This window comes from Methylorubrum rhodesianum, from assembly GCF_014199985.1.
In the GTDB taxonomy this organism is placed as follows: domain Bacteria; phylum Pseudomonadota; class Alphaproteobacteria; order Rhizobiales; family Beijerinckiaceae; genus Methylobacterium; species Methylobacterium rhodesianum.
This window is the reverse complement of sequence record NZ_JACHOS010000002.1, coordinates 97,449-113,222: the sequence shown is the minus strand read 5'-3', so window position 1 is coordinate 113,222 and position 15,774 is coordinate 97,449. Positions and strand designations below refer to the sequence as shown.

Annotated in this window: 14 protein-coding genes and 1 pseudogene; 9 read left to right on the top strand and 6 right to left on the bottom strand. The window is 69.0% G+C overall.

What is annotated here, in order from left to right:
• Positions 1 to 287: 287 nt before the first annotated feature.
• Both rnd and HNR01_RS02980 read right to left on the bottom strand, forming a co-directional pair.
• Complete coding sequence (rnd, locus tag HNR01_RS02985; protein ID WP_183666547.1) at positions 288 to 1,442, bottom strand: ribonuclease D; 1,155 nt, start codon at positions 1,440 to 1,442, stop codon at positions 288 to 290.
• 94 nt (positions 1,443 to 1,536) lie between these two features.
• Positions 1,537 to 1,938 carry a hypothetical protein gene (locus tag HNR01_RS02980; protein ID WP_183666545.1) on the bottom strand — a complete coding sequence of 134 codons (402 nt, stop codon included), beginning with the start codon at positions 1,936 to 1,938 and terminating at the stop codon, positions 1,537 to 1,539.
• A gap of 168 nt (positions 1,939 to 2,106) precedes the next feature.
• On the opposite strand from HNR01_RS02980, the gene HNR01_RS02975 reads away from it, so the two are divergent.
• Positions 2,107 to 3,363 (top strand): D-alanyl-D-alanine carboxypeptidase family protein, encoded by a 1,257-nt coding sequence (locus tag HNR01_RS02975; protein ID WP_183666543.1) that lies wholly within the window; start codon positions 2,107 to 2,109, stop codon positions 3,361 to 3,363.
• 280 nt (positions 3,364 to 3,643) lie between these two features.
• Here the strand turns inward: HNR01_RS02975 and HNR01_RS02970 are convergent, their stop codons facing one another.
• The gene (locus HNR01_RS02970) at positions 3,644 to 5,548 is read right to left on the bottom strand and encodes an AsmA family protein (protein WP_183666541.1); all 1,905 of its coding nucleotides are present in this window, start codon (positions 5,546 to 5,548) and stop codon (positions 3,644 to 3,646) included.
• A 368-nt stretch (positions 5,549 to 5,916) separates the two neighbouring features.
• On the opposite strand from HNR01_RS02970, the gene HNR01_RS02965 reads away from it, so the two are divergent.
• The 5 genes from HNR01_RS02965 to HNR01_RS02945 all read left to right on the top strand — a co-directional run bounded on the left by HNR01_RS02965 (position 5,917) and on the right by HNR01_RS02945 (position 10,788).
• Positions 5,917 to 6,654, top strand: coding sequence for a CoA transferase subunit A (locus HNR01_RS02965; protein WP_183666895.1), 738 nt, complete (start codon positions 5,917 to 5,919; stop codon positions 6,652 to 6,654).
• A gap of 23 nt (positions 6,655 to 6,677) precedes the next feature.
• Positions 6,678 to 7,337, top strand: coding sequence for a 3-oxoacid CoA-transferase subunit B (locus HNR01_RS02960; RefSeq protein WP_017486176.1), 660 nt, complete (start codon positions 6,678 to 6,680; stop codon positions 7,335 to 7,337).
• A gap of 175 nt (positions 7,338 to 7,512) precedes the next feature.
• Positions 7,513 to 7,920: a hypothetical protein gene (locus tag HNR01_RS02955; protein ID WP_017486177.1), complete on the top strand. Its 408-nt coding sequence runs from the start codon at positions 7,513 to 7,515 to the stop codon at positions 7,918 to 7,920.
• A gap of 111 nt (positions 7,921 to 8,031) precedes the next feature.
• Positions 8,032 to 8,397, top strand: coding sequence for a hypothetical protein (locus HNR01_RS02950; protein ID WP_183666539.1), 366 nt, complete (start codon positions 8,032 to 8,034; stop codon positions 8,395 to 8,397).
• 39 nt (positions 8,398 to 8,436) lie between these two features.
• Positions 8,437 to 10,788: a TonB-dependent receptor family protein gene (locus HNR01_RS02945; RefSeq protein ID WP_183666537.1), complete on the top strand. Its 2,352-nt coding sequence runs from the start codon at positions 8,437 to 8,439 to the stop codon at positions 10,786 to 10,788.
• A gap of 77 nt (positions 10,789 to 10,865) precedes the next feature.
• Here HNR01_RS02945 and HNR01_RS02940 read toward each other — a convergent pair whose 3' ends face one another.
• Positions 10,866 to 11,813, bottom strand: coding sequence for a DUF6925 family protein (locus tag HNR01_RS02940; RefSeq protein WP_183666535.1), 948 nt, complete (start codon positions 11,811 to 11,813; stop codon positions 10,866 to 10,868).
• 153 nt (positions 11,814 to 11,966) lie between these two features.
• Here HNR01_RS02940 and HNR01_RS02935 point away from each other — a divergent pair, with 153 nt between their 5' ends.
• Together HNR01_RS02935 and HNR01_RS02930 are read left to right on the top strand one after the other, a co-directional pair.
• Positions 11,967 to 12,209, top strand: a complete 243-nt coding sequence (locus HNR01_RS02935; RefSeq protein WP_017486181.1) for a type II toxin-antitoxin system Phd/YefM family antitoxin — start codon at positions 11,967 to 11,969, stop codon at positions 12,207 to 12,209.
• A pseudogene (locus HNR01_RS02930) lies at positions 12,209 to 12,635 on the top strand (type II toxin-antitoxin system VapC family toxin). The gene HNR01_RS02935 and the pseudogene HNR01_RS02930 overlap by 1 nt, the downstream one beginning before the upstream one ends.
• 46 nt (positions 12,636 to 12,681) lie before the next feature.
• On the opposite strand, the gene guaA reads toward HNR01_RS02930, so the two are convergent.
• Positions 12,682 to 14,247 (bottom strand): glutamine-hydrolyzing GMP synthase, encoded by a 1,566-nt coding sequence (gene guaA / locus HNR01_RS02925; RefSeq protein ID WP_153873743.1) that lies wholly within the window; start codon positions 14,245 to 14,247, stop codon positions 12,682 to 12,684.
• 168 nt (positions 14,248 to 14,415) lie between these two features.
• Between guaA and HNR01_RS02920 the strand changes: the two genes are divergently transcribed.
• The gene (locus HNR01_RS02920; RefSeq protein WP_183666533.1) at positions 14,416 to 14,643 is read left to right on the top strand and encodes a hypothetical protein; all 228 of its coding nucleotides are present in this window, start codon (positions 14,416 to 14,418) and stop codon (positions 14,641 to 14,643) included.
• A 53-nt stretch (positions 14,644 to 14,696) separates the two neighbouring features.
• Here HNR01_RS02920 and HNR01_RS02915 read toward each other — a convergent pair whose 3' ends face one another.
• Positions 14,697 to 15,728 carry an alpha/beta hydrolase gene (locus HNR01_RS02915; protein ID WP_183666531.1) on the bottom strand — a complete coding sequence of 344 codons (1,032 nt, stop codon included), beginning with the start codon at positions 15,726 to 15,728 and terminating at the stop codon, positions 14,697 to 14,699.
• Positions 15,729 to 15,774 lie beyond the last annotated feature (46 nt).

Genomic DNA, 15,774 nt, shown 5'->3' with positions numbered 1-15,774 from the left:
CCGGACACAGGGCGAGCGTGGGTGGTGCCGCGGCTGTCGAAGGAAACGGGCCCGGTCAGCCGAACGCGAAAGGCGCCGCATCGATCGGCTGACGCCGGTGATGCACCTTGCCCCAGGCGGAAAGCGGACAGGGCGCAATACCGCGCTCATCATCCAGCCGAGCACGGACGCATGCACCCGGCCCGGTCACAATGGCCGCTCGTCGCGACACAGCACACAACCCGAGCGTTCCGCCACGGATTGAAGGGGCGGCGAACCTTCCATCCGGACCGGTGCGGGGGTTGCGGCTAAGACAGTTCGCGCACCGTGACCCGGCCGCGCTCCACCGAGAGCGCCATCCGCCCATGCTTGAGGGCGAGGGCCTTTTCGCCGAACAGGCTGCGGCGCCAGCCTTGAAGCACGGCCACGTCCGCCGCGTCGTCGTCGGCCAGCGCCTCCAGATCGTCAACGGTGGCGATGATCTTGGGCGCCACGCCCTCCGCCTCGGCCACCGCCTTGAGCAGCACCTTGAGGAGATCGACCAGGGCGCCGTTGCCGCCACCGCGCGAGCGGCTGCGCTCGGGCATAGCGATCTGCGAAAGGTCGCGGGCAAAGCCCCGCTCGACCGCCGCGAGAATCTCGGATCCGGTGCGCGACCGCTCGAAGCCGGCGGGAATGGTGCGCAGACGGCCCAGGGCCTCGACGCTGCGCGGGGCAGCGGTCGCGATATCGATCACCGCCTCGTCCTTGAGGATGCGTCCGCGGGGCACGTTTCGGCTCTGCGCCTCCGCCTCGCGCCAACCGGCCACTTCCATCAGTACCGCGATCTCGCGCGGCTTGCGCATCCGGCCCGAGAGCCGGCGCCACGCCTGGGCGGGCTCCGCCTGATAGGTTTCGGGAGAGGTCAGCACCGCCATCTCCTCGTCGAGCCAGAGGCCGCGATCGGTACGGACCAGCTCGGCGGCGAGCACCTGATAGATCGTCACGAGATGGGTGACGTCCGACAGGGCATAGGCAAGCTGTGCCTCGGAGAGCGGACGACGCGACCAGTCGGTGAAGCGGGACGATTTATCGATGCGCGCCTTCGCGACGTCGTTGACGAGCTGCTCGTAGGAGACCGAGTCGCCGTAGCCGCAGACCATGGCCGCGACCTGCGTGTCGAAGAACGGATGCGGCAAGAGTCCGCCGAGCAGCCAAATGATCTCCAAATCCTGCCGGGCTGAATGGAACACTTTGACAGTGCTTTCATCGGCCATCAGCTCGAAGAAGGGCTTGAGGTCGAGATCTTCGGCGAGCGGATCGACGAGACAAGCGAAGCCGTCCGGGCCCGCCATCTGGATCAGGCAGAGCTTCGGATAATACGTCGTCTCGCGCATGAACTCCGTATCGACGGTGACGAAGGGCTGCGCGGCGAGCCGGGCACAGGCGTCGGACAGGGCCTGCGTTGCGGAGATCAGTTCCATGAACCGGCTATACCGAAGGTCGCGCGCAACCGCGAGACGAGGCGAGGCCCCTTGTCCCCACGCGATTGCGTGGGACGGCAAAAACTTCGCCGGCTCACGCTGCTCGACGCGGACTGCGCGAGCCGCGGACCTTCCGCTGTGCCTGCGCGCGTGCGAGCAGCCAATCGAGGATGCCGGTCTCGATGCGCGTGGTTGAGGCAGGCTCGGTCAGCCGCCGGATGCGGTCGGCGCGCAGGCCGCGATAGAGGCCGTGCGCGCGATCGGTGCCGCCGAGCAGGGTGCGGCCGGGCCCGAGCTTCAGCTCGCGCGCGTCCAAGGTGCGGGTCGTCCAGGCGCCGCGGGCATCCTCGTAGACGACCTCGAAGGTTCCCTCCAGGGGAAGCGTCCGCCACAGGTCCCGGCCCTCGCCGGCCGAGGCCGGGGCGGGGGCAGGAGCACCCGGGCGCCGGACCCGGAAGCCAGGCGGCTTGTCTGGGTGAAAATCACGATATTCCATGGACTTGATATGGGTATCGGCCCTGTTTTCCACAAGCGCGCGTGAGGATCCTCGGTGCCGTCATGACGCGGTGCGAAAACGAACTTTGCCTTCGATATCGGATTGTATCCGGGCTAAGGTCACGCTTGGCGGGGACGGGCGGAAAGCGGGTTCGCGGGAGTGGCGAAAATGGGTGAGATACGGTTCCGAGCGGCGCGCTGGGCGCTCGTAGGGATGCTGGCTGCGGCCTTCGGCGCCTGCCTCTATCCGGCGCCCTCGGGCGCGCAGACCTTCCAGACGGCGGCTGCCCACGCGATCTTGGTCGACGCCGAGTCCGGCTCGGTACTGTTCGAGAAGGCGGCCGACGAGCCGTTCTCCCCGGCCAGCATGGCCAAGCTGATGACGGCGGAGCTCGTGTTCCGCGCCATCAAGGAGGGGCGCCTCTCGATGGACACCGAATTCACGGTGACCGAGGACGCGTGGCGCCGCGGCGGGGCAGGCGGCGGCGGCTCGTCGATGTTCGCGCAGGTCAACAGCCGCATCAAGCTCTCCGACCTTCTGCGCGGCCTGATCGTGCAGTCGGGTAACGACGCGGCGATCACCATCGCCGAGAACATGGCGGGCACCGAGGAAGCCTTTGCCGGGATGATGAACCAGCGCGCCAAGGAGATTGGACTGACGCGCTCGACCTTCCGCAACGCGACCGGCTACTCGGCCCCTGACCAGAAGGTGACCGCCCGCGACATGGCGCGGATCGCCCAGTACCTCATCGATACCTACCCCGAGTTCTACAAGATCTACTCCGAGCGCGAGTTCGTCTGGAACAAGATCAAGCAGCAGAACCGCAACCCGCTCCTGACCCTCGACATCGGCGCCGACGGTCTCAAGACCGGCTATCTCGAAGAATCGGGCTACGCGCTCACCGGCTCGGCGGTGCAGAACGGCCAGCGGCTGATCATGGTCGTGTCGGGCCTGAAGACCGCCCGCGACCGCGCGGCCGAAGCCCGCAAAATGATGGAATGGGGCTTCCGCGCGTTCGAGCCGCGGCAGGTCTTTGCGGCGAACGAGACGGTGGCGGATCTCTCGGTCTTCGGCGGCGAGAAGGGTTCGGTGCCGGTGGTCGCCAAGAAGCCGGTGCGCCTGCTGCTGCCGCGCGGCACATCGGACCGCGTGACGGCCAAGGTCGTCTATCAGGGACCGCTCGTGGCACCGGTCGAGCAGGGCCGAGAGGTCGGCCGCCTGCGCGTCACCCGCGGCGACGCCGTCGCCCTCGAACAGCCGCTCTATGCCGGCGAGACGGTCGAAGCCGGCACGCTGTCGCAGCGGGCGCTCGATGCGGCGATGGAAGTCGGCACTGATCTCGTCCGGCGCGCCTTCGAGAAGGCCAAGGGCGGCAACGGTTCCGGGGGGACCTCCGCCACCGGGGCGGTAAGCGGCAACTCCTGAGGCTGTTCCAGGGCTCGCGGATCGAAATCCGTTCGACCCAGGAGCCCGGCAGATTCTTCGCATCTCCAACCGGTCTCCGCGCGGATGTCCAGTCGCGGAGCCGGTCCGATACGACACCGGTTCGAGCGGCCGAGGCCGTATCGGCACGCCCGCTGGGTGCTCAGGCGAAGTCCGAATCCGTCATCCTCAAGCGACCCACCGGCCTTCGGATGACCGATCGATCCCGCATTATCGGCTCGCGCGGAGACAGGTCACAGGACCAATCCGGTCCGCCGCGCGATCACGGTCCCGCGGACGCGTTCGCCGGTGCGTAGGCGCGGATCCCGAGCGGCAGGTCCGCTCCTGGGCGCCGGACGAGATCGGGAAGAGCGCGCCGGCGCGCGTCGACGCCTCCCGCCTGCGGGTCCGCACTCGCTCGAACGCTCACCGCATCCCAAGGTCCGGCGATCTCGAATTGCGTGGCCGCAGGGGGCGCCCCGTCGGCGGAGGCATTCGTTCGCGGCTGAATCTCGGCCAGAGCCTGGAAGCGGCGGTCGGCCAGGGCGATCCGCCCATTCAGGGAGGCTCCGAGGGTCCGGGAAGCGAGCCGGCCCTCGACGATCTCGCCGACACCGTCGGCGAACAGCAGCGTCACGGCCGCATGCTCGAACGGTGTGCGACCGTTGCGGCGGGCCAGCGCACCCGGCGCCATCGTCCCGCCGCGATGGATCACATCGGCAAGGTCGAGCCCGGACAGGGCGCCGTCCTCGCTCTCCAGGGCGACCCGGCCGGAAACGGATCGGGTCAGAGCGCCGACATCGTGGCCGGCGGCCTCCAGGGCGAGACTTCCCCGCGTCGCGCCGAGCATCCAGCGGGATTGCCCGAGATCGTCCAGAAGATCACCGAGATCGAGCCGGTCGAAGCTGCCCTGGGCCTTGACGCGGGTCAGTGCCGCATCGCCGTCGTCGGCCGCGAAGGAGACCCGGCCCTTGACGATGCCACCCCGCAGGCTGGCCCGTCCGAGGGAGGCTTCGATACCGCCGTCGCGCACGAGGACGCTCGAGGCGAGATCCGTCAGTTGAACCGGTCCGATCCGGGCATTGCCGGCGGAGATCCGCAGGTCGAGGTCGCCGCCGGTGAAGGGACGCAGGTCGAGGGAGCGCGCGCGCGCCGCCGCGTCGTCGGCGTGATCGAAGCCCGTCAGTCGCAGAATCCCGGCGAGCAGGGGCGAGAGGTTGAGGTTCTCGGCCGCCAGCGTGGCTTGCACGGCGGTGCGCCGGGAGCCGAAGGTGGCGGAGCCGGCCCCCTCGAGGCTGTTGCCGTCGCTGCGGACGGTGACATTGGGGAACTGGACCTGACCCGAGCCGGCCTCGAAGCTGCCCTCCACCGAGAAGTCTTCGACGAAGGGCGACAGGGCAAGGCCGCCGCCTGTGAGCGCGAGGGTCCGATGGAGGGAACGTGTCTGAAGACTGCCGGTGCCGGAGGCCCGCAGACCGTCGCGCACGCTGCCCCTGCCCTCGGCGTTCAGTGAGCCGGTCGGCCATGTCGCGGCGACGCTGAACGGGCTCTCTCCGCCGGAAAACAGGGTGTAAGGGCGTAGACCCGCGAGGGTGATCCGGGCGCTGCCGTCGCTCCAGCGGAAACCTCCGGTCAGAGCGAGGCTCTCGCTCCACGTCGGCCAGGAGACCGTGAGATCGACGTCGTGGGCCGTCCGAAGCGTGCCGTCCCGCGGATCGAGCCCGGTGACCGAGCAGCGGGCGAGGATGATGCGCCGGGGCCGCTCCCCGTCTTCGCCGGCGATGCTGTGGGTCAGCCGCTCGGTCGCGCCGGACCATCGGGTATCGCCCGCGTCCTGCGGCAGCAACACCTCGGCGCCCTCGAGGGTCAGGGAATCGACTTCGACCCGCCCCAGGAGCAGGGCGGCGGGGCCGAGTTGGAGCGACAGGTGACCGCCGGAAGCCAGAACCGGCCCGGCCGCATCGCCTTCGTTGAGGCGGATATCCCGGAACACGATCCGCGGCAGGGGGAGCAGCACCACTTCCGTAGGCCCGCGCGCCGACAGGGCCACGCCCCAGCTACGCTGCAGCGCCCCGCTCACGAAGCGGGCCGCGCCGGGCGCCTCGATCGACCACGGCAGGCAGGCGGCCACCAGCGCGCTGGCGACAAGCCCGAGTCCGAGGGCGGGAAGGATGCGGCGCAGCGACATTGCACTCCGTGGACGGGCGAAGCGGATCGGACTCGGCCGAACCGCACCGGCCTGGCAAGCCGTGCGATCCGACTGCTTAGCCGGTTCCAGTCCTTCTGTCTCGCGACCGAGGGGCGGCCGAACCGCAATGCGGTGGATGGCGCGGAGCGCATCCTGTGGACGAGGACGGGTCGCGGCCCCTCCGACCCGGCGGACGGTTACGGCGCGGGGTTTTTGCATCGCGCACAATTGCGTCGGCGGTTTGACGAAGACGGGCTTGCGTTGCACACCCAACCGCCATCGATCGGAGCCGCGGCCGACCGCCGAATCATGATGCCCGAAGCTTGGCCACGCCCGCTACGGCGGAAGACGAGGAAGGGACGCTGTCGATGAAGAAGGTCTACCCGGATCCGAAGGCGGCGCTCGCCGGCCTCCTGCGCGACGGTATGACGATCATGGCCGGCGGCTTCGGCCTGTGCGGCATTCCCGACGAGCTGATCGACGCGATCCAGGCCTCGGGCGTGAAGGATCTGACCGTCATCTCCAACAATGCCGGCATCGACGGCGTGGGCCTGGGCAAGCTGCTCGACACCCGTCAGGTGAAGAAGATGATCTCGTCCTACGTCGGCGAGAACAAGGAATTCGCCCGTCAGTATCTCGGCGGCGAACTCGAGATCGAGTTCAACCCGCAGGGCACCCTGGCCGAGCGCATCCGCGCCGGGGGCGCCGGCATTCCGGCCTTCTTCACCAAGACCGGTGTCGGCACCAAGGTCGCCGAGGGCAAGGAGGTGCGGGAATTCGACGGCGAGAGCTACGTGATGGAGCATGGGCTGTTCGCCGATCTGGCCATCGTCCATGCCTGGAAGGGCGATACCGAGGGCAACCTCGTCTACCGGAAGACGGCGCGCAACTTCAATCCGATGATGGCCACCGCCGCCGAGGTCACGGTTGCCCAGGTCGAGCATCTCGTCGAGCCCGGCGAGATCGACCCCGACCACATCCACACGCCGGGCATCTTCATCGGCCGCATCATCCATGTGCCGGTGCGCGAGAAGCGGATCGAGCAGCGCACCGTTCGCAAGCGCAAGGAGCCGGAAGCGGCGGCGGCCGGCGGCGGCCAGATCTGAGCAGGGCAGGGGAGAACGAGAAGATGGCCTGGACCCGTGAGCAGATGGCGGAACGCGCCGCGCAGGAGCTGGAGGACGGCTTCTACGTGAATCTCGGCATCGGCATTCCGACGCTGGTATCGAACTACATCCCCGAGGGCATGTCGGTACAATTGCAATCCGAGAACGGCATGCTCGGCATGGGACCGTTCCCGTACGAGGGGGAGGAGGATCCCGACCTCATCAATGCCGGCAAGCAGACCATCACCGCGCTGCCGACCACGAGCTACTTCTCCTCGGCCGACTCCTTCGGGATGATCCGCGGCGGCCACATCGACCTGTCGATCCTGGGCGCGATGCAGGTCGCGCAGAACGGCGACCTCGCCAACTGGATGATCCCCGGCAAGATGGTGAAGGGGATGGGCGGGGCGATGGACCTTGTCGCCGGCGTCAAGAAGGTCGTCGTGGTGATGGAGCACGTCGCCAAGGGCAAGGACGGCTCCGAGAGCGCGAAGCTGCTGAAGAGCTGCGACCTGCCGCTCACCGGCACGCAGGTCGTCGACATGGTGATCACCGATCTCGGCGTCTTCACCATCGACAAGAAGGGCGATGGCGGGATGACCCTGGTGGAGCTCGCCGACGGCGTCACCGAGGACGAGATCCGCGCCAAGACCGAAGGCGCGTTCAAGGTCGCGCTGCGCTGAGGCGCGGAGCCCGGATGGAAGGGGGCGGCCCGTTTCGGGACGCCTTCCGCCCACCGCGGGCGGGCATGGCTAAGCAGGCATTAATCGGGATCGTCGAAAGCTTCGCTTCGACCGGGACGGCGCCGTGAGAGCGCACCGGTCGGGGAGCTTTTCGCGATACGAAGGTGCTGTGTGTATGCGTAGCGTTCCGGGAACGGACAACGTCATCCCCTTCCGCCGGCCGGCCGCGGCACGGCAGGGAGCCATCGCCTCCGAGTTCGGGGCCGTCGAAGCACCGCGGATCCGCTCGCGGGCCGATCAGCGCAGCCTGATGGACGCGGTCTACGCGACGGGCAGCCTGCGGGTGCCGGCGGGAGACCGCGAAACCAAGCTGATCGCCTCGCGCCTCCAGGTTTACGGCTTCCTGACCATCGAGGAGATGGGCGAGGACGGCTCGCTGCGTCGGCTGCGTCCGTCGGAGGCGATCCGCGCCCGCGCTGAACGGCCGTGGCGCCTGTCGAAGTCCGGCTACGGCACGGGCCTTGCAGTGACGATCCCCTCCGTCGACGACTTCCTGTTCGAACCAGCGGGCCTGCCGGCCTGATCCTCCCGCTTGCGACCGGTGCCCGGCTGACCACCGGCCCCGGGGGCCGTCGCGGGATCGAGGTCGCCGCCGCGTTGACCGGTCGCGCCGACGCCTCCTAGAAGCGGGGCCATGCGCGAGCGCCCGTACCGTTCCGTGCACGGCCGCGCGATTATCGGGGTGATCGCGCTCTACGCGCTCGTGCTTCAGGCCTTTCTCACGGTCCTCGCGCCCGCCGTACCGCGCCTCGACGGCAGCCTCCTCTGCGCCGAGCACCTGGGGTCCGGAATTCCGGTCGAGGAAGGCCAGACCTGCGGCCATCACGCCTGCTGCATCCAGGTCCAGGCCGCAGACCTGCCGTCGCCGTCACGGGCGGACTCGTCGCCCGCCCTGTGGCCGCCGGCGAGCGTTCCGCTTGCCCGGCCGTCCGCCGCGGCGATCCAGCCCCGTGCTCCGCCCGATCAGGGTATCAGCCCGCGAGGTCCGCCCACCGTCTGAGCCGATCTCCTCGATCCCTCAGAAACGGACATCGATTCCATGCCATCGTTCATGCCGGGCGCCGCCGGCCCCGTCGCCGCGCGCCGTGCCGCCGTGCTCCTCGCCGCAACGCCTCTCGTCCTGGCCAGCCCCGTAGCGGCGCAGCCGGCCGCCGATTCTGTGACCCTCGAGGAACTCGCCGTCACCGGCGAGGACACCCCGAAGGGTCAAGTGGCGGATGGCACCGACACCGCAAGCTTCGGCGTTGCCGGACCACCCGGCGCGGCCCTTCTCGTCATCGAGCGTCCGGTCGGTCAGGTCGTCACCGCCGTGGGCCGCGAAGGGACCATCGCGGACCGCCCCGCCACCTCCATCGGCACGGTGCTGCTCGACAGCCCCGGCGTCACGCTGCGCCAGGGCAATGGCGGGCGCGACGTGGTGATCTCGATCCGCGGCAACAACGCCCGTGCCACCGGCGTCACCCGGAACATGGTGGTGCTGGAGGACGGCTTCCCCGTCACTCAGCCCGACGGCGCCTCACGCTTCGATCTGGTCGATCCCCGCGCCTATTCGCGCATCGACGTATTCCGCGGCCCCCAATCGGCGCTGTTCGGCAACTACGCCACCAGCGGCGCACTGGCCTTCCGCACCCGCACCGGCCGCGATATCAACGGCTACGAGATCGGCGTCGATGCCGGCAGCTTCGGCTATCTCAGCCACTTCTTCACCGTCGGCGGCGTGAGCGGCCCGTTCGAGATCGGCCTGTTCGCCAGCGACGTGCGGGCCAACGGGTACCAGGACAGCAGCTCCTACGACACGCAGACGGTCAACCTGCTAGCGAGCTACACGCCGACGCCCGACAACCGCTTCACCCTCAAGGTCATCAACAACGACGTCACCGCCAACATCCCGGCCCGCGGGTCGCTCGACCAGTTCCGGATCAATCCCTACCAGCGCGGCTGCGACGCGGCGGCGACGGCGGCCCCCGGCTGCACCACCTTCGGCCTGCTGGCGAACGGCGCTTTCGGTCCGCGCGTGCCGGTGACGGCGACGGAGGGCGCGTTCCGCCGCAACGATCGGCGCACGATCATCGCCGGGCGCTGGGAGCACGACATCGATGCTCAGACCACGTGGCGGGTGCAGGTCGGCTTCGACGAGCGCAACTACAATCAGCCGTTCTACACCACCGCGGGCCGGGGCAGCCTGCCCTCGTATTTCGTGCAGACGGACCTGACGCGGCGCGGCGAGCTGCTCGGCCTGCCGGCCGTCGGTTACGTCGCGCTCGCCTTCAGTACCGTGGACATCACCGCCTCGGTCTTCAATCGGGCACCCTATGGAGGGGCCCGGCTCGGCGCGCTCATCGGACTACAGGACGCGGTACAGTCGAATCTCGGCGGACGGGGCCGCCTCGAAATCGAACTCGCGCCGCACTGGACGGCAATCGCCGGATTGGGCGGCGAGGAATCGAGCATCACCGGGCGCAACCGCACCTTCGCCACGAGCGCCGTCGGCACGACATCGACCTTGGCCACCGCCGACCGCCGCTTCCTCAACCTCGCGCCGGAACTCGCCCTCGTCTACCGGCCGGAGCCGGACTGGGCCCTGCGCGGTCGCGTGGCCACGGGCTACGCGACGCCCTCCTTCTCGAGCCTGTTCGTCAACGCGACCGGGCTTCCAGGCAACAACGCCGACCTGAAGACGCAGGAGACTCTCGGGTTCGATCTCGGCGCCGACGTCATCCTCTTCGAGGGCCTGCGCCTCAGCGTGACCGGCTTCTACGAGTTCTTCCGCAACGAGTTCGTCACGCAGTCGCCGGGCGCCGGCCTTCTGAACTACACCTTCAATGCTCCGGCCTCCGAGCATCGCGGCATCGAGGTCGGGGCGGAGTGGAGCTTCGCACCCGGTTGGCGGGGTGTGCTGGCCTATACCTACGACGACCAAGTCCACACCGACTATGTCGAGCAGATCAGCGCCGGCAGCCTTACCGCGCGCTTCGACCGTGCGGGGCACCGCATCCCCGGCGTGCCCGCTCATCAGTTTCTGGCGCGGGTCGGCTACGACGTGCCGGCGGGGCCGCTCGCCGGGCTCGGCGGCTTCGCCGAGGTGGTGGCGCAGGACGGCTACTTCGTCGATAACGCCAACCTGCTGAATGTGCCGGGCTTCGCGATCCTCAACTTCAACATCCACTACTCGGCCCCGCTGCCGAACGGGTACGCCCGGCGCATCGACCTCTACGGCGAGCTGCGCAACGTCCTCGATACGGCCTATGTCGGCTCGGCCAACCCGCTGGCCAACACGATCAATGCCGCGACGGGTGCGCAGAACGGCCGTGCCGTGCTGGCCGGCACCACGGGCTCGATCTTCGCTGGCCCGCCGCGGACCTTCGTGGCGGGGATGAAGCTGTCGTTCTGAGAGGCGGCAGGGCGTGAGTCGCAGCTCCGCGGCGGGCGCGCAAATCCACCATAGGGGTCACCGGAGCCGATGCGGCCTCAGACCGGCTCCCGCGCCTCGCCGCTCGCGCCCGCCCCCCCGCTGCCGCTGCCCAGCAATTGCACCTGAAGCGCCGCGACCCGGCGGGCCGACCGGGCGTGTCGGGGCGAGGTGGGCCGGGAAGGCTCCCTTCCCTGTTTGACGGCCAGGAGATCCGGGTCGCCCCAGCGTTCGAGCAGGGTCTGGAATGCCGCATGACGGGCCGGGTCGAACCCGATGCGACGGCCCATGGCATCCTTGTAGGGGTGGGGCGGGTGGAGGCCGCCGCAGGGCACGAAGCCGTCGGGGATCGGAGTCGTCGCCGCGTGGGTGCGGCCGGCCCGGAGAAACTGCGGCAGCACATGCGTGTGCGGGCCCTCGGGACTCGTCTCGTTGGGGCCGGGGATCGGAGCGTAAACCTCGATCCGGCCGATGCGCGCGCAGAAGATCCGGTGCGGGCTCATCGCCACGAGGCGCGGACCGATCGGGTTGTCGGGGGCGAAGACCGGCCTTCCGACACCCGCACGCAGGGCGGCGATGGTCTCCGGATCGCTCGCGCGCACGCAGGCATCGACGGCGAGCAAGCCGAGTCCGAGATCGAACAGGATCGCCGCGCGATCCTCCTCCCGCGCCGCTGCTCGGTCCGGACCGAGTTCGGTGACGATCGTCCGCCCGCCCATGGCGCAGGCCGAACTCGGCAGGCAGAGCGCCACGGCGTGATTGTAGCCGCCGGAAAAGCCGGTCTCATAGGCAACCGGCCTGAGATCGGCCGTCGGCGTCAGGGCAATGGCACCGCGTGCGGTGGCGAGGCCCAGCCGCGCGTCGGGCAGGGGGTGCACCGCCTCGCCCGGATCGCGCATGAACTCGGCGAGGGCACCGAAGCTGCCGAGGCTCCACGCCGTGTCGGGATCGGCCAGGGCGTCGCGCAGAAGCGCTGCGATCTCAGACGCAGTGGGGACCGGCTGCATCGATCCTTCCTGTCCAGTCACCGGCACCCCGTGCGGCATGCAGCGGGTGACGTCCGAAGCTGCGATGGCGGGCAGCAGTCTTGCGAGCATCGCCGCACTGCCGTTGCGAAATCCGGCGCATTATACGACCATCGCGTCGGTCAGGAGCAGTCCATGGAAGCGATCAATTTGGCAGAAGCCGAGCCGCGCTTGTCCGAGCTCGTCGACCGTGTGGAGGCAGGAGAATCGATCGACATCATCCGTGGCGGTCGGCCGGTGGCGCGCCTGACCGGGATCGCCACGAGCCGCAGACGGATCGACGCGACCATGCTCCAATCGCTGACAGCGACCATCCCGCCGCAATCGCAGGATGCCGCTGATCTGGTGCGATCGATGCGGGATGGTGATCGCTGTTGATGCTCTATCTCGACACGTCGCTGATCGTCGCCGCACTGTCGAACGAAGTCTCCACGGCACGTGGCCCAGCTTTGGCTCTCGGAAAAAAATCCCGAAGATCTTTTCATCAGCGATTGGACTGTCACGGAGCTATCTTCGGCCCTGGCGATCAAACTCCGGACAGGACAAATCGACTTGATGCAGCGTGCTTCCGTGCTCGCCACGTTCAACAAGCTGGTGGCTGAGAGTTTGAACGTGCTTCCCGTCACCGCGGGACATTTCAAGTCCGCTTCCCAGTTCGTCGATCATCACACGCTGGGGCTTCGTGCCGGGGACGCCCTGCATTTGGCGGTCGCAGCAGCGCATGGGTCACTCGTCTGCACCCTCGACCGGCGCCTCGCCGGCGCCGGACCGGTGCTCGGCGTACCGACGCAGATCCTGGCGTGATCCGGCCAGCACCGATCAGGCTGAGTCCTCCCGCAATTTCGCGTCGTCACTCCCACTCGATCGTGCCGGGCGGCTTCGAGGTGATGTCGTAGGTCACACGGTTGATGCCCTTCACCTCGTTGATGATCCGGGTGGCGACGCGCCCAAGGAAGGCCATGTCGAAGGGGTAGAAGTCGGCGGTCATACCGTCGACGGAGGTGACGGCGCGCAGCGCGCAGACGTGGTCATAGGTGCGCCCGTCGCCCATCACGCCGACGGTCTTCACCGGCAGGATCACCGCGAAGGCCTGCCAGATCGTATCGTAGAGCCCGGCCTGCCGGATCTCGTCGAGATAGATCGCGTCGGCCTTGCGCAGCGCCTCCAGCTTCTCGCGGGTGATCATGCCGGGGCAGCGGATGGCGAGACCGGGGCCGGGGAAGGGGTGGCGGCCGACGAAGGCCTCGGGCAGGCCCAGCTCCTTGCCGAGCAGCCGCACCTCATCCTTGAACAGCTCGCGCAGGGGCTCGACAAGGCGCATGTTCATGCGCTCGGGCAGGCCGCCGACATTGTGGTGGCTCTTGATCGTCACCGAGGGGCCGCCGGAGAACGAGACGCTCTCGATCACATCCGGGTAGAGCGTGCCCTGGGCGAGGAAGGCGGCGCCGCCGATCTTCTTGGCCTCGGCCTCGAACACGTCGATGAACAGGCGGCCGATCGTCTTGCGCTTCACCTCCGGGTCGTCGACCCCTTCGAGCGCGCCGATGAACAAGTCCTGCGCCTGAACATGGACGAGGGGGATGTTGTAGTGGTCGCGGAACAGGCGGACCACCTCCTCGCCCTCGCCGAGACGCATCAGGCCGTGATCGACGAAGACGCAGGTGAGCTGGTCGCCGATCGCCTCGTGGATGAGCACTGCCGCCACCGAGGAATCGACGCCGCCGGAGAGGCCGCAGATCACCTTCTCCCCACCGACCTGCTCGCGGATCTTGGCGATCGCCTCCTCGCGGTAGGTGCCCATGGTCCAGTCGCCGGTGCAGCCGGCGATGTCGCGCACGAAGTTGCGGATCAGCAGCGCCCCGTGGGGCGTGTGATGGACCTCCGGGTGGAATTGCACCGCGTAGTAGTGGCGGGCCTCGTCGGCCACGGCGGCGAAGGGGGCGTTGCGCGAGAGGGCGATGGTGGTGAACCCGTCCGGCAGCTTGGTGACGCGGTCACCGTGGCTCATCCAGACCGGATACTTTTCGCCGACATGCCAGACGCCCTTGAACAGCGGCGAGTCGGACAGGATCTCGACCTCGGCCCGGCCGAACTCGGCATGGTGGCCGCCCTCGACCTCGCCGCCGAGCTGGGCCGCCATGGTCTGCTGGCCGTAGCAGATTCCGAAGACCGGCACGCCGGCTTCGAAGATTTTTTGCGGAGCGCGCGGCGAGAGATCCGTCGTCACCGATTCCGGGCCGCCCGACAGGATCACGCCCTTGGGCCGGTGCTCGTCGAAGGCGGCCTCGGCCTTCGTGAACGGCACGATCTCGCAGTAGACGCCCTCTTCGCGCACGCGGCGAGCGATGAGCTGCGTCACCTGGGAGCCGAAATCGACGATCAGGATCTTATCGTGGTGGGACGTGTCGATGGTCATGCTGCCTCGGGCCTTCTGCGATACCGGTTAGACGAGGCCTCGGGACGGCGCAACGCGCGCGGTGTCGGGGGGCACATGCGGCGGCCCTCAGGTCGCTGCCGTTAATCTCACGTTCACGATTTCGGGGCGACACGGCACCCCCTCGAAACGGACAGGAGTCATCCGACCATGAGAGCTGCCCTCTTCGGAATCGCCGTCACGATCGCAGGTTTCGGTGCCGCCGCGCCGGCCCAGGCCCTTCCTCTTTCCGGTGCCGCTCCGCTGTCGGACGGGCTGTTCCAGCAGGCCCAGTACAGCCGCCGGGTCGTCCGCGGCCCGCGCTGCAAGACCGTCGTCACCAAGCGCCGCGGCCGGTTCGGCCGGGTCGTCGTCACCCGCGAGCGCCGCTGCTTCTGATCGGCGTCGCTACGCAGAACGTTCAGCGGCCCCCGGAGACGGGGGCCGTTTTTTCATGACTTCAGCAGACCGTGGCCGCGCATCCAGGCCATGAAGAGAGCGGGCCATGCCGCCGCCGGGCTGCCCGGCACCCCGAGCCCGAAGCCATGGCCGCCTCGCTCGAACAGGTGCATCTCGACCGGCACCTTCGCCGCCCGCAGGGCCGCATACATCAGCAGAGGATGGTCGGTGACGGCGATCCGGTCGTCGGAGGCCTGGACCATGAAGACCGGCGGCGTGCGCGCGTTGACCTGAACCTCCACCGAGTACGCCCGCCGCCGCGCGTCGGGCGGATCGTCGCCGACGAGCACCCGGCGGCTCGACATGGTCCGGTCGTACGGCGCCCGCATGGTGATGATCGGGTAGATCAGTCCGGCGAAGGAGGGACGGGCGCTCAGGCCGTCGGCGTCGTCGAGATCGTCGTAGAGATCCTGCTCGGCATCGGTCGCAGTCACGCCCATCAGATGGCCGCCGGCGGAGAACCCGAGCACGCCGACCCGGTCGGGGTCGAGGCCGTACTCCTCCGCCTTCCAGCGGATGAGGCGCATGGCGCGCTGCGCGTCCTGGCGCGGCGCGTCGGGGCCGTCGCGCCATTCCTCGCTCGGGAGCCGATAGACCAGCACGAAGGCGGTGATGCCGGCGCGCGCCAGCCATTGCCCGACGGGCAGCCCCTCGTTGCCGATGTCGATGCGCAGATAGCCGCCGCCCGCCGCGATCAGCACGCCGGCCCCGTTCGGGCGCTCGGGGCGGATCACGAGGAGGCAGGGGCGCGCGACGGCGGTGATGACGCCGGTTAGGGTTTCGTCGAACCGGTATTCCGAGCGGAACGGCCCGCCGCCCCCCGGCGGCAGATCCGGCCAAAGGTCGATGACTTCGAGGTCCGAACCGGGCGCGGACCTCGGCAGGGGCTTTACGACGTCTCCGGTCTGGGGACGCACCGGAAGCCGGAGGGCCGGGCGCGCGTCCGACGGCTGCTGCGCCCGCGCGCCGGTCCCGGCGAGAACCGTCGCCGTCCCCGCGAGGAGGGCGCGCCGGTGGAGCGTCATGGTCTCGGCCTCGCCGTCATCGATACTCCCGCCGCGGCACCGCGCA